The organism is Actinomycetota bacterium (assembly GCA_035536535.1).
GTDB lineage: Bacteria > Actinomycetota > JAICYB01 > JAICYB01 > JAICYB01 > DATLNZ01.
Map to the genome: position 1 here is coordinate 1 of DATLNZ010000194.1, position 12,522 is coordinate 12,522.

General features: G+C 69.4%; 11 protein-coding genes. 10 read left to right on the forward strand and 1 reads right to left on the reverse strand.

Features of this window, described 5'->3' with window-relative positions:
- Nucleotides 1–4,193 (reverse strand): DEAD/DEAH box helicase (locus VNE62_12820; protein ID HVE93162.1); only part of this gene is annotated, 4,193 nt, incomplete at its 3' end.
- 64 nt (nucleotides 4,194–4,257) lie between these two features.
- On the opposite strand from VNE62_12820, the gene VNE62_12825 reads away from it, so the two are divergent.
- The 10 genes from VNE62_12825 to VNE62_12870 form a co-directional block, all read left to right on the forward strand.
- Nucleotides 4,258–5,181 carry a tyrosine-type recombinase/integrase gene (locus tag VNE62_12825; protein ID HVE93163.1) on the forward strand — a complete coding sequence of 308 codons (924 nt, stop codon included), beginning with the start codon at nucleotides 4,258–4,260 and terminating at the stop codon, nucleotides 5,179–5,181.
- 19 nt (nucleotides 5,182–5,200) lie between these two features.
- Complete coding sequence (gene whiG, locus VNE62_12830) at nucleotides 5,201–5,986, forward strand: RNA polymerase sigma factor WhiG (GenBank protein HVE93164.1); 786 nt, start codon at nucleotides 5,201–5,203, stop codon at nucleotides 5,984–5,986.
- A gap of 102 nt (nucleotides 5,987–6,088) precedes the next feature.
- The gene (gene rpsB / locus VNE62_12835; protein ID HVE93165.1) at nucleotides 6,089–7,030 is read left to right on the forward strand and encodes a 30S ribosomal protein S2; all 942 of its coding nucleotides are present in this window, start codon (nucleotides 6,089–6,091) and stop codon (nucleotides 7,028–7,030) included.
- Nucleotides 7,023–7,637, forward strand: coding sequence for a translation elongation factor Ts (locus VNE62_12840; protein ID HVE93166.1), 615 nt, complete (start codon nucleotides 7,023–7,025; stop codon nucleotides 7,635–7,637). The genes rpsB and VNE62_12840 overlap by 8 nt, the downstream gene beginning before the upstream one ends.
- A 1-nt stretch (nucleotide 7,638) precedes the next feature.
- Nucleotides 7,639–8,400, forward strand: coding sequence for a UMP kinase (pyrH, locus tag VNE62_12845; protein HVE93167.1), 762 nt, complete (start codon nucleotides 7,639–7,641; stop codon nucleotides 8,398–8,400).
- Nucleotide 8,401: 1 nt separating this feature from the next.
- Entirely contained in the window at nucleotides 8,402–8,965 is a 564-nt protein-coding gene (frr, locus tag VNE62_12850) for a ribosome recycling factor (protein ID HVE93168.1), read from the forward strand.
- A 2-nt stretch (nucleotides 8,966–8,967) separates the two neighbouring features.
- Nucleotides 8,968–9,801, forward strand: a complete 834-nt coding sequence (locus VNE62_12855; protein HVE93169.1) for a phosphatidate cytidylyltransferase — start codon at nucleotides 8,968–8,970, stop codon at nucleotides 9,799–9,801.
- Between the two features lie 23 nt (nucleotides 9,802–9,824).
- Nucleotides 9,825–10,991 carry a 1-deoxy-D-xylulose-5-phosphate reductoisomerase gene (gene dxr / locus VNE62_12860; GenBank protein ID HVE93170.1) on the forward strand — a complete coding sequence of 389 codons (1,167 nt, stop codon included), beginning with the start codon at nucleotides 9,825–9,827 and terminating at the stop codon, nucleotides 10,989–10,991.
- A gap of 94 nt (nucleotides 10,992–11,085) precedes the next feature.
- Nucleotides 11,086–12,231: a M50 family metallopeptidase gene (locus tag VNE62_12865; protein ID HVE93171.1), complete on the forward strand. Its 1,146-nt coding sequence runs from the start codon at nucleotides 11,086–11,088 to the stop codon at nucleotides 12,229–12,231.
- Between the two features lie 99 nt (nucleotides 12,232–12,330).
- Nucleotides 12,331–12,522: hypothetical protein (locus VNE62_12870; protein ID HVE93172.1), on the forward strand; the 192-nt coding region annotated here is incomplete at its 3' end.

Below are 12,522 nucleotides of genomic sequence, written 5' to 3' on the forward strand. Positions count from 1 at the left end.
CGGCCCCCCCGTTCCAGGATGGCCTGGGGCATTCCGCCCTCCAGCACCACGTAAGCCCCCGCCGCGCGCGCGGGGCGCCCCGGCGAGTCCGGCCAGGGCAGCGCGGCGCCGTACGGTTGCGCAGGGTCGGTGGCAGCCATCACCAACACCTCGCCGCGGCCGGCGTCCGGTTTCTCTCGGTCGCGCATTCCCCTCAGCCGGTCCACCGCTCCCGGCATCGCGAACTGGGCGGCCCCCAGTCCGGCCACGAAGTAACCGCGCCGCACCCGGCCCGACTCCTCCAGGGCTTTGAGCACCCCGTACACCGCGGCAAAGCCGCCCGGGGCGTTCTCGGCCAGGACGGCTTCTCGCGTCAGCACCCCGTGGCGCTCCAGGAGCTGCAGCGCCCGCGCGTGCGCCGACTCCGTCGCCGCGGGTGCCGGTTGCAGCAACTCCGAGACCAGCGACCACCGTCCGGCTGCCGACGGAGGCCCCGTCCGGGAAAGCCGTCCCGGACGCGGACGCCCCGTGGACGCGGCCTTGCGCCTTCCCGACAACAGCGCCCGGACAGGTGCGAACGTGTCGTTGGTCACCTCGCCCGCCCACACCAGGTCCCACAGCGCCGCCAGGACCGTCTGGTCGTCCGGGTGGTCGGCCGCCGCCAGCAGCTCCGGCCAGAACGATGCGCCGCGACCGGTCAGGCGCTCGCGCAGCGCGTCGTGGACCGGTCCCGAGGGCCGGTCGTCGGTTGCGGGGGGATGCAACAGGCGCATCTGGTCGCGGAACCAGATGCTCACCCGTCCGTCCGCGGCCCCCAGCGGCCCGGCCCCCGACCACACGCAGACGCCGGACGCCAGCAGCTCGTCGAGATCCGACGCGCGGTACCCCTGAAGCCTCGCCGGCAGGACGTCCGGCTCCAGAACCGATGCCGGGATCGCGGCCCCCTGTAGCTGCGCCACCGTCTCGACCAGTGCCTCCTGGCCGCGCCTGGGCGTCCCGATCCCGTGCCATGCCGGCAGGAACCTCGCCAGAGCGGGAGCCTCGACGGGCTCGATCTCCTTGCGCAGCGCCGCGAGCGAGCGCCGCCTCAGGACCCGCAGCACTCCCTGGTCGCACCACTCCCGGCGCGACCCGTCCGGACGAAACTCCCCGCGCACGACGCGTCCCTGCGCCTCCAGGGACTCGAGCACTGCGCGCGCGCGTTCCGGCGGGACTCCCAGCCGCGCGCAGACCTGCGACGTCTCGAAAGGTCCGTGCGTCCGCGCGTACCGCGCGATCAGGTCCTCCAGCGGGGCGTCGACGGGGTCGGTGAACGCCGCCGGAAGCCCCTGAGGCAGGGCCACACCCAGTGCATCGCGCAGGCGCGCCGCGTCCTCGGCGGCGGCGAGGCGCCGCTCGCCCCCGACTCCCACCTCGATGGCCCGGCGCTCGTCCACCAGAGATGCGACCCACCTGTCGTCGAAGGCCTCGCTGCGCGCCCGAAGCTCGTCCACGGTCAGGTCGCCGAGACGCCGGAGCACGTCGTGCAGCTCGTCGGCGTCGCGCGCCCCACGCCCCGGCACCAGCTGCTGCAACTCGAGCTCCAAAGACGCCAGCGCGTCGCGGTCCACCAGCTCCCGCAGCTCCTCGGCCCCCAATAGCTCGCGGAGCAGCTCTCGGTCCAGCGACAGCGCCGTCGCCCGACGCTCCGCCAGCGGTGCGTCGCCGTCGTACATGTACTCGCCGACCCAGCCGAAAAGAAGCGACTGGGCGAATGGCGACGGTGAGCGCGTCTCGACCGCCACGAGCCGGACTCGCCGTGAGCGCACGTCCGTCAGAACCTCACGCAGCGCAGGGACGTCGAACACGTCCCGCAGGCACTCCCGCGTGGCCTCGAGCATGATCGGGAACTGCGGGTACTTCGCCGCGACCTGCATGAGGTTGGCCGCTCTCTGTCGCTGCTGCCACAGGGGCGACCGCTTCCCGGGATCGCGGCGGGGCAGCAGCAGCGCACGGCCGGCCGACTCGCGGAACCGCCCGGCGAAAAGAGCCGTCCCCGGAAGGGCGGCCGTCACCGTTTCCTGGATCTCCTCGGGGGGGATGGCGATGTCGTCCAGCGGCAGCTCGTCGTGGGCCTCCGGCAGCCGGATCGCTATGCCGTCGTCGCTGTACAGCACCTGGACGTGGCCCAGCCGGTCCTCCAGCCGCGACTGCAGGGCCATGGCCCACGGCGCGTGGACCTGCGCCCCGAACGGCGACAGGATGCATACGCGCCAGTCGCCGATCTCGTCGCGAAATTTCTCAACCACGATCGTCCGGTCGTCGGGGACGGCTCCCGTCGCCTCGGCCTGCTCGCCGACGTACTGGACGAGATTTTTCGACGCAAGCTCGTCCAGCGAGTACTCGGCCCGCAACCAGTCCTCGGCGTCCGGCCGCGCGCGCAACGTCCGGACGAAAGTGCCCATCGCCCGTCCGAGCTCCAGGGGCCTGCCCGGACGGTCGCCGCGCCAGAACGGCATCTTTCCCGGCTCCCCGGGAGCGGGGGACACGATGACACGGTCGTGGGTGATGTCTTCGATGCGCCAGGTGGAGGCACCGAGCAGGAAGACCTCACCCGGACGCGACTCGTAGACCATCTCCTCGTCCAGCTCGCCGACGCGCTTGCCGTCGGTCAGGAAGACCCCGAACAGGCCGCGGTCCGGGATGGTCCCGCCGCTGGTGACGGCCAGGCGGCCGGCCCCGGCCCGCGAGCGCAGGGTGCCGTGGTGCCGGTCCCAGACGATGCGCGGCCGCAGTTCCGCGAACTCCTGGGAGGGGTACTTGCCGGACAAAAGATCCAGCACCGACGTGAGGACGTCGTCGGTCAGGTCCGCGTACGGCGCCGACCTGCGGACCACGGCCGCCAGGTCCTCGACCGTCCAGTCGTCCATGGCGACCATCGCGACGATCTGCTGGGCCAGGACGTCCAGGGGATTGCGGGGGTAGGTCGTGTGCTCGATCTCGCCGGTGCGCATCCGCTGGACGACGACGGCCGCCTCCAGCAGGTCGCCCCGGTACTTCGGGAACAGCTTTCCCCGGCTGGGCTCGTCCACTCTGTGTCCCGCCCGCCCTATGCGCTGAAGTCCCCGAGCCACCGAGCCCGGCGACTCCACCTGCACGACCAGGTCCACGGCGCCCATGTCGATGCCGAGCTCCAGCGAGCTGGTCGCCACCAGGCCCCGGAGCGTCCCCGCCTTGAGCTCGTCTTCGATCGCCACGCGCTGCTCGCGTGCCAGCGACCCGTGGTGGGCCTTGACCAGATCCTCTTCGGCCAGCTCGTTGAGCCGGGCAGCCAGGCGCTCCGCGAGGCGCCGGGCGTTGGTGAAGATCAGCGTCGAGCGGTGCTGGCGGACCAGTTCCAGCAGCCTCGGGTGGATCGCCGGCCAGATGCTGCGCCGTTGCTGTCCCGCCGAGGCCGGACCGGTCGCAGGGTCGTCCATAACCTCTCCGAGCGAGGACATGTCCTCGACCGGGACGACCACCTCGACGTCCAGCTGCTTACGAATCCCCGCGTCCACGATCGTCACCGGACGGGGCGCGCCCTGCACCTGTCCGCCCAAAAACCGTGCCGTTTCCTCGAGGGGGCGCTGCGTCGCCGACAGCCCGATGCGCTGGGGCGGCTGGGAGGTGATCTCCTCGAGTCGTTCGAGCGAAAGGGCCAGATGCGAGCCGCGCTTGGTCGCGGCGACCGCGTGGATCTCGTCGACGATCACCCACCGGACCGACGTGAGAGTCTCGCGGGCCCGCGAGGTGAGCATTAGGTACAGCGATTCGGGAGTGGTGATGAGGACGTCCGGGGGAGTCTTGACCAGCGCCCGGCGCTCCCTTGCGCTGGTGTCGCCGGTGCGCATCCCCACCGTCGGCTCAACAAAGGACTCGCCCAGGCGTTCGGCCGCCAGGCGCATTCCCTGAAGGGGCGCGCGCAGGTTGCGGTCCACGTCTACCGCCAGGGCGCGCAGCGGCGAGATGTAAAGCAGCCGGCATCGCTCGGCTGCCGGTGGCTGCGGGTCCGACGACAGGCGGTCAAGCCCCCACAAAAAGGCGGCCAGGGTCTTGCCGGAGCCGGTAGGCGCGCAGATGAGCGTGTGACTGCCCGAGGCGATTGCCGGCCACCCGCGCCCCTGCGCCGCCGTGGGTTGCGCGAACGTAGTCGCGAACCACTCGCGGGCGGCCGGGCTGAAGCGGTCCAATGCCATCTGTCAACGCTAACGCGGGCGCCGGTTCACGGCTTCTGGAGCCCATCCGTGATTGCATTGGGCGATGAGTGACGAAGCGCTGGTCGCGCGGTACCTGGACTACCTCGGGGGGCCAAGAAAGGCGTCCCCGCACACGGTCACCGCGTATCGCGGCGACCTGACGGACTTCACCGCGTTCCTGGACCGGTCCGCACGCAGCCTGCGCGACGCCGACCACTCCCTTCTGCGCAGGTACCTGGCGAACATGGAGACCCGCGGCCTGTCGCGATCGTCGATCCGGAGGCGGGCCACCGCGGTCCGCAGCTTCTATCGCTTTCTGCTCCGGGAAGGCGTAGTGGAGTCCAACCCCGGGGAGCTTCTGTCCCTTCCCCGCGGGGCCATGAAGCTGCCGCGCGTCCTGAAGCGGGGCGAGGTCGGCGGCATCCTCGAGCACGTGCAGCGACGGACCGAGCCTGGTCCGGGACAGCCACCCCCGCCGCCGGAAGCCTGGCGGGACCTGGCCCTGGTCGAACTTCTGTACGACGCCGGACTTCGTGCTGGCGAGGCCTGCGCTCTCAAGACGGCCGACCTCGACCTGAGCTCCGGCTGGATCCGAATCGAACACGGCAAGGGCGACCGGACCCGCGTCCTGCCTCTGGCGGCGCCCGCGGCCGCCGCCTTACGGACGTACCTGGACCTGGGTCGCCTTGCCCTGTTGAAGGACGGCGATCCCGGGACCGTGTTCGTCAACGCCAGGGGCAGGGCAATGTCCACACGCGACGTCAGGCGCGTTGTGGCCCGGTTGGGCGCACACTGGGAAGGTGGCCGCCCCGTCTGGCCGCACCTGCTGCGACATTCGTTCGCCACGCACCTTCTGGAAGGGGGAGCCGACCTGCGCAGCGTCCAGGAACTGCTCGGCCACGCCGACATAGGCAGCACGCAGGTCTACACCCACGTGAGCTCGGAAAGAATGCGCGCCGTCTACGACGCCACGCATCCCCGTGCCTGAGCAGACGGTCTCCGACTACATCGGCTCCCTCTGGGCCTCCTACAAGGAGGACGGGTCGCCGGATGCCCGCGAGCGCCTGATCCTGCACTACGCACCGCTGGTGAAGTTCGTGGCTGGACGTGTCGGTTCGGGGCTTCCGAGCTCCGTGGACCATGCCGACCTCGTCTCCTACGGCGTGCTCGGCCTTATTGATGCCATCGAGAAGTTCGACCGGTCGCGAGAGATCAAGTTCGAGACCTACGCCATGCCGCGCATCCGCGGCGCCATCCTCGACGAGCTGCGCGCTTTGGACTGGGTGCCGCGGTCGGTGCGGGCCAAGGCCCGCGAGATCGAGAAGGCCATCTCGACCCTTGAAGGTCAGCTGCGTCGCGAGCCGGACGAAGACGAGCTGGCGGCGGAGCTCGGCATATCGCTGGACGAGCTGCGCAAGCGGCTGGACGAGGTCTCGGCGGTGTCCATGGTCGCCCTGGAGGAGCTGCTCACGGTGGGCGGCGAGCGGGGAGAGAAGGTCTCCCTGCTCGACTCCCTCCCGGACACCAGGACCGAGCGCCCGGGCGAGCTTCTCGAGGCCGACGAGGCCCGCCAGGCGCTTATGGCGGCCATCAACTCGCTCCGGGACCGGGAGAAGTGGGTTATCACCCTGTACTACTTCGACGGGTTCACACTGGCCGATATCGGCCGGACCCTGAACGTGACGGAGTCGCGGGTGTCGCAGATCCACTCCAAGGCGGTGCTCTTTCTGCGCTCGCGCCTGGCCGCGGAGTTCGGGCGGCCCTCGACGGTCCGGCAAGCCCCCCGCTGGTAGGATCGTCGTGGCGGTCCGCGACTGCGGGCCGACTAACACACGCCCGGCGACTTCCGGTGAGTCGGCGGCCGGGCGGACGAGCAACCGGAAGGGGGACTACACATGCCGCCGGTCAGCATGCGGCAGCTTCTGGAGGCGGGTGTCCACTTCGGACACCAGACCCGCCGCTGGAACCCGAAGATGAAGCGATTCATCTTTTCGGAGCGCAACGGCATCTACATCATCGATCTCCAGCAAACGATGGCCCTCCTGGACGACGCGTACACGTTCCTGCGTGACACCGCGTCCAAGGGCGGCAACATCCTTTTCGTGGGGACGAAGAAGCAGGCTCAGGAACCGGTCGAGCAGCACGCGAACAACTGCGGCATGCCGTACGTGAACACGCGATGGCTCGGCGGGACTCTGACCAACTTCTCCACCATCAAAAAGCGCATCGACCGCCTCCAGCAGCTGATCGACTGGGAGGAGCAGGGGATGTTCGACACCCTGCCCAAAAAAGAGGTCCTACGGATGCGCCACGAGCGGGACAAGCTCGAGCGTCACCTGTGGGGCATCCGCGACCTCACCCGGCTCCCCGACGCGGTGTTCGTGATCGATACCCGCAAGGAGCAGATCGCAGTCACCGAGGCGCGGCGTCTGGGCATCCCGATCGTGGCGCTGGTCGACACCAACTGCGACCCCGACGAGGTGGACTGGGTGATCCCCGGCAACGACGACGCGATCCGCGCGGCAACCCTCATGTGCCGCGTGGTCTCGGAGGCCGTGATGGAAGGCCGCTCGCGTCTGCCGTCCCAGGTCTTCGAGCCGGACGTCGAAGAGGAGGCCGAGGTCGCTCTGGACGACGAGCAGCCGGTGTCCACCGACGATTCGGGTCCAGCTCCCGAAGCCGCGCCGCCTACGGATGGAGCAACTCCGGCAGCCGAACCGACCCCGCCCGCGGAAACCCCGACACCCGCGGCTGCCGAGGCGACACAACCCGCGGAGGCCGAGGCGACACCGCCGGCGCCGTCCGCCGACGATGCCCAGGAGGCCACCAATGCCTGAGATCAGCGCAGCCGAGGTTAAGAAGCTCCGGGACGCCACCGGCGCCGGGTTCATGGAGTGCAAGAAGGCGCTCGCCGAATCGGGAGGCGACGGCGACAAGGCGCGCCAGCTTCTTCGCGAGTGGGGCCTGGCCGACGCCACCAAGCGGGCGGGCCGGGAGCAGAGCGAAGGGCTCATCCACGCGTACTTGCACGCGCCAACTGCCGGCATCCCGCCCAAGGTCGGGGTGCTCCTTGAGCTGTCCACCGAGACCGACTTCGTGGCCAAGACCGACGACGCGAAGCAGCTCGCCCAGGAGATCGCCTTGCACATCGCGGCGATGAAGCCGGTGTTCGTGTCCTCGGAGGAGGTGCCCGAGGACGTGCTGGCGACGGAGCGGGAGCTCGCGGCCAAGAAGGTCGAGGGCAAGCCGGAGAAGGTGGTGGAGCAGGCGACCCAAGGTGCGGTCAAGAAGTACTTCCAGCAGTTCTGCCTTCTCGAGCAGAAGTGGGTCCGCGACGACAAGCAGACCGTGAAGGACCTGATTGCCGGGTACGCCTCGAAGATGGGCGAGAACATCGGCGTACGCCGCTTTGTGCGGTTCCAGGTCGCCGAGTCCACCGAGTGATTTGAAGACCGAGCCTGCTCCCGACCCCCGGGCTGCACCACCCGGCGCCCGCTACAGGCGGGTCCTGCTCAAGCTGTCCGGGGAGTCGTTCGCCACGGGCAACGGGTTCGGACTGGACCTGCAGACGATCGAGCGGATCGCCAGGCAGATCCGCGACGTCCAGCTGCTGGGGGTCGAGGTGGCGATCGTGGTCGGCGGGGGAAATATCTTCCGCGGATCAGAAGGACAGCTGCACGGCATGGACCGGCCTACCGCCGACTATATGGGGATGCTCGCCACCGTCATCAACGCGCTGGCGCTGAGGTCGGCACTGGAGAGCGAGGACGTAGAGACGCGTGTCCAGACCGCGATCGAGATGAAGCAGATCGCCGAGCCTTACATCAGGGGCCGGGCCCTGCGGCACCTGGAGAAGGGCCGCGTCGTGATCTTCGCTGCCGGGACCGGCAACCCCTATTTCACGACCGACACCCCTGCCGTCCTGCGCGCGCTGGAGATAGAGGCACAGGCGATCCTGATGGGCAAGCGCGTGGACGGTGTCTACGACGACGACCCGATGCTGAACTCAAACGCCAAGTTCCTGCCGGAGCTGACATACATGCAGGTGCTCGAGCGTGACCTGAAGGTCATGGACGCGACAGCCATCGCCCTGTGCAAGAACCATGGCATCCCCATCCATGTGTTCAACCTCATGAAGGAAGGCAACATCCTTCGAATTGTCGAGGGAGCCGAGATCGGAACGGTCGTTCACGAAGGGGGGCAGTGACATGGCGACTCCGGAGTCCGTGCTCAAGGACGCCGATCAGAAGATGGACGGGGCAGTCCGGGTGTGCCACGACGACCTCGCCGGCATCCGGACGGGGCGGGCGTCCCCCGCGTTGGTCCAGAAGATCACCGTCGACTACTACGGAACCCCCACCCCGCTCAACCAGATGGCTCAGCTGTCGACTCCGGAGCCGCGGCTCCTGGTCGTCCAGCCCTACGACCGCAGTGTCATCCCCTCGATCGAGAAGGCGATCATGTCCTCGGACCTGGGGGTCACGCCGTCCAACGACGGGGCCGTGATCCGGCTCCCGTTCCCTTCCCTGACCGAGGACCGGCGCAAGGACCTCGTCAAGGTCGCGCACAAGCGGGCCGAGGAGGGCCGCGTCGCGGTGCGAAACATCCGGCGTCACGCCAAAGAAGAACTCGAGCGCATGCAGAAGGACGCAGCGATCTCCGAAGACGACCTGCGCCGGGCCGAGAAGACCCTCCAGCAGGAGACCGACACGCACGTCAAGAAGATCGACGAGATGCTGGCGGCCAAGGACCAGGAGCTGCGGGAGGTCTAGCAGTGGATGCACCGCCGCGCCCGGCCGGTGCGCACCCAAGGTCACTGCGGACGTCGGTCGCCGCCGGGATCGTGCTCGCGGTCCTGGCGGTTGGTGCCGTCGCCGCCGGGCCCCCGGTCCTTTTCACGGTGGCGCTGGTGGTGATCCTCGTGGCGCAGGCCGAGCTGTACGCCGTCCTTCGCGCCGCCGGACGCACGCCCTGGGTGATGTTCGGACTGGTCTGCGGCGCTCTGCTGCTGCTCGCCGCCTACTTCGGGGGGTTGGGCTGGGTGGCGGCCGCGGTCTGCGTTCCCCTGCCGCTTCTTCTTTTGGGGTCGGTCGCCGCGCGTGAAGCGGACCGTGCATCGGTCGTGACCTCGACGTGGTTCGGGCTGCTGTACGGACCCTTTCTCGGGGCCTTCGCAGTGCTGCTGCTGCGCGGGCGCAACGGGCCCGTGCTGATGGCCGCCCTGCTGGGGGTGACGGCGATCTTCGACTCCGGCGGCTTTCTGGTCGGTCGCAAGCTCGGCCGCCACCGGATGGCGCCGCGAACCAGTCCCAAGAAGTCCTGGGAGGGGTTCGCCGCCGGGGTGGCCATCTCAGTGGGGCTGGCGGTCCTGGTGCTGCCGGCAGTCGGTCCCTTCTCACGATGGTCGGCATTCCGGCTGGCCACTGTGCTGGCGCTCGCGGCTCCCCTCGGGGATCTCGGGGAGTCGCTGATCAAGCGCGACCTGGGCGTCAAGGACATGGGGAGCCTGCTTCCCGGCCACGGCGGGATGTTCGACCGCATCGACGCGATCCTTTTCAACGCGCCGATCGCCTACCTCGTGGTGAGGGTGCTCCACTGGGCCCCCTGAGCGCCGCGGGCGATCCCCGCGAGATCGCCGTTCTCGGCTCCACGGGGTCGATCGGCACCCAGGCGCTGGACGTGATCCGGTCCATGCCGCAGCGGTTCCGGGTCCGGTCGCTGGCCGTGCGCTCGGACGTCGAGCAGCTGGCAGCCCAGGTCTTGGAGTTTTGTCCGAGGCGGGTTGCGGTCGTGGACGCTTCGGCGGCGGCGAGTCTCCGGGAGCAGATGCCGGACACCGAGGTGCTGGAAGGGCCGGAGGCCCTGCTGGCTCTTGCCTCCGACGACGAAGCCGATGTCGTGCTCAACGCGGTCGTGGGGGCGGCCGGCCTGGAGGCCACCCTGGCCGCGCTTGACGCCGGCCGCACGGTTGCCCTCGCCAACAAGGAGTCCTGCGTGGCGGGGGGACCCCTGGTCCGGGCGAGGCTGGACGCCGGCCGTGGGAGCGTCGTGCCGGTGGACTCCGAGCACGCGGCCGTTCACATGTGCCTGGAGGGCGAGGCCCCCGACGGCGTTCGGCGCCTGGTGCTCACAGCCTCCGGCGGGCCGTTCAGGGGGATGAAGCGGGAGCAGCTTCGCGACGCGGGAGTGTCGCAGGCACTGGACCACCCGACGTGGAGCATGGGCGCCAAGGTGACCGTGGACTCCGCCACCCTCATGAACAAGGGCCTGGAGGTGATCGAGGCTCATGTGCTGTTCGGCTTCGGCTACGACGACATCGACGTCGTCTGCCACCCGCAGTCGGTGGTGCACTGCCTGGTGGAGTTCGTGGACGGGTCCTGGAAGGCCTCGCTCGGCCCCCCGGACATGCGCGTGCCGATCGCCTACGCGCTGGGCCATCCCAGGCGCCCGGACTGGGGGGCCGGGACCATGGACTGGGCCGGTGCCGATCCTCTGACCTTCGAGCCGGTGGACCGCGAAACCTTCGGCTGCCTCGACCTGGCCTGCGAGGCGGGACGCGCCGGAGGGACGGCTCCCGCGATCCTCAACGCGGCCAACGAAGAGGCCGTGTCCGCCTTTCTGGACGGCCGGCTGAGGTTTCTGCAGATCGAGGACGTGGTGAGACAGGTCGCCCGCGACGGTGCCGCCCGGACCGCGCCCGGGGACACCGCCCTGCAGCTGGAGGACGTGCTGTCGGCAGACAAGTGGGCCAGAGCCGCCGCGAGGCAGGCCATCTCCGCGTCCGGGGACGCCGGCTAGGACGGTCCTGGAACCCCGGGGACCCACGGAATCGTTTTGCTACCGTGGCCCGCGGCCGCGCAGGCCAAGCATCACCTGACGAGCAGGAGCAGACGTGGGAGCAGGCCTCGGTATCGCCGCCTTTGTGTTCCTGCTGCTATTGGCTATCTTCTTCCACGAGCTCGGGCACTTTCTGGCCGCTCGCTGGGCCGGGATCAAGGTCACCCAGTTCTTCGTCGGCTTCGGCCCCACCCTCTGGTCGCGCCGAGGTGGCCGGCAGGAGGTGGTGGAGTCCGCGGACGGACAGATCGTCGAGCGGCCCGAACTGGAGTACGGGGTAAAGGCGATCCCTCTCGGCGGATTCGTGAAGATCCTCGGGATGTCGCCGTTCGAGGAGGTCCCTCCGCAGGACTACGCGCGGTCCTTTCAGAGGGCGCCGGCGTGGAAGCGGGCTATCGTCCTTGCCGCCGGGTCGGCGACCCACATCCTGACGGCTTTCATCGCGCTGGTGCTGATCCTTTCGGCCGTAGGGATCCCGACCCGGCAGACCCTGGAACTGGAGATGGTCAGCCGAGGGTCCCCCGCGAGCGAATCGGGCCTGCGGCCTGGGGATCGGATAGTGGCCGTGGACGGGCGCAAGGTGTCCGAGTGGACTCAGGTGCGCAACCTCATTCGCGACAGCCCCGGACGGCAGATGCAGCTGACTGTCGCAAACCGGACCGGCGACCGGCGGACGGTCGGCATCACGCCGCGTCCTCAGCAGGAGGACGGCGGCCGCCGGACCGTCGGCCTTATCGGTGTGAGCTCCAAGCTGGCGAACGTGAGGGTGAACCCGGCCGTGGCCGCCGGCAGGTCGGCGGTGGTGATCGGGCAGTTCATAGGCCGTTTCGTCACGTCCACGCCGAAGCTGTTCTCCGCGGAGACGCTGGGGCTAACCAAGACCCCGGGACGCGAGGACGAACGGGCGCAGAGCGTGGTTGGAGCCGGCCGGGCGGCGGCCGACCTGGCCTCGAAGGGACAGGTCCTGCGGTTTCTGGAGTTCTTCGTCTACATCAACATGGCCATCGGACTGTTCAATCTCCTGCCCATACCGCCCCTGGACGGCGGGCACCTGTTGCTCCTGGGCCTGGAGAAGGTGAGGCGCAAGCCGGTGGGGCAGACGACCATGGTGCGTGTGATGGCCGTGGGGTTTGCGCTCCTGCTCCTGCTGGGGATGTGGATCATCTTCCAGGACATCGTTTCGCCGGTCCCCCTCGAGTAGCCCGGTCTGACCCCCCCTTGGAGGCCCGGAGGCAGGAATCGGGCCGGGGGCGCCGAATCCATGGATGAGGACGCTCAACATCGAGGCAACGAGGGACCGGTGCGCAGGCTAGCGCTTTTCATCGCACTCGCTTTGACGTGGTCTGTGCTGCCGACGGCCGCCCAGGCCACCTTCGCCGACTGCCTGGGGCCCGATACGCACGGTCCGATCATGTACGACTTCACCCCCGGCCCGAATCCGGACCCGCTCGCACCCGGGACGCTCATCCAGATCACCGTCGACGACCGCCCC